Consider the following 1,072-nt stretch of genomic DNA (forward strand, 5'->3'; position numbering starts at 1 on the left):
AGCACAGCGCCACCGAGCGGCTGCTGGGCAATGCCAAGCTGAGCTGGAAGCCGGACCAGGACCGCAAGCTGACGCTGGTGCTCAACAGCGTGGCGCTGCCGCGGGCGCAGGACCCGCTGGGGCTGACCCGGGCGCAGTACGAGGCCGACCCGCGTGGTGTGGACCCGGTGGCGCTCAGCTTCGACACGCGCAAGCGCATGAACCAGACGCAAGGCGGTGTGACTTACGAACAGCGCATCGACCCGGCCAACACGCTGCAACTGATGGCCTACCTGGGCCACCGCGGCACCGAGCAGTTCCAGTCCATTCCCGTCACCACGCAGGCCAATCCCTTGCACCCGGGCGGCGTGATCGAACTCAGCCGCGACTACCGCGGCGGCGACCTGCGCTGGACCCACCAGACCGAGGCGCTGGGCGGGCCGCTGAGCCTGGTGGCCGGTCTGGCCTACGACACGCTGGCCGAGCACCGCCAGGGCTACCAGAACTTCACCGGCAGTGGGGACGACACGGTGACCGGCGTGCGCGGTGCGCTGCGGCGCGACGAGCACAACGACGTGAACAACCTCGACGAATACCTGCAGGCCAGTTGGCGCTTTGCGCCGAGCTGGACGCTGAACGCCGGCCTGCGCCACAGCCGGGTGCGCTTCGAATCCAGGGACGACTACATCGTCGGCACCAACCCGGACGACAGTGGCGGCGCCAACTACACGGCCACGCTACCGGTGCTGGGCCTGATGTTCGCTGCCAGCGAGCAGCTGCATTTCTACGCCACCGCCGGCCGCGGCTTCGAAACGCCCACGCTGAACGAACTGGCCTACCGCAGCGGCGGCCAGACCGGGTTGAACTTCGGCCTGGGCGCGGCGCGCAGCAGCAGCGTGGAAGCAGGTGTGAAGGCGCGCGTGGATGGACTTGGCGAGTTCACCGCCGCGCTGTTCCGCACCGGCACGTCCAACGAAATCGTCACGCAGACCAACCAGGGCGGCCGCGCGACCTACCAGAACGCTGGCGCCACGCGCCGCCGCGGGCTGGAGCTGGGCTGGTCGCAACGCTTCTTCGGCGACCTGCGCGCGCA

Annotated in this window: 1 protein-coding gene; it reads left to right on the plus strand. The window is 69.5% G+C overall.

The genetic code is table 11. The annotated features are described in order from the left end of the window. The coding region (locus FKP22_RS31400; RefSeq protein ID WP_141292067.1) for a TonB-dependent receptor domain-containing protein at nt 1–1,072 on the plus strand (1,072 nt) is incomplete at both ends.

It is taken from the genome of Ideonella azotifigens, assembly GCF_006519715.1.
GTDB lineage: Bacteria > Pseudomonadota > Gammaproteobacteria > Burkholderiales > Burkholderiaceae_C > Ideonella > Ideonella azotifigens.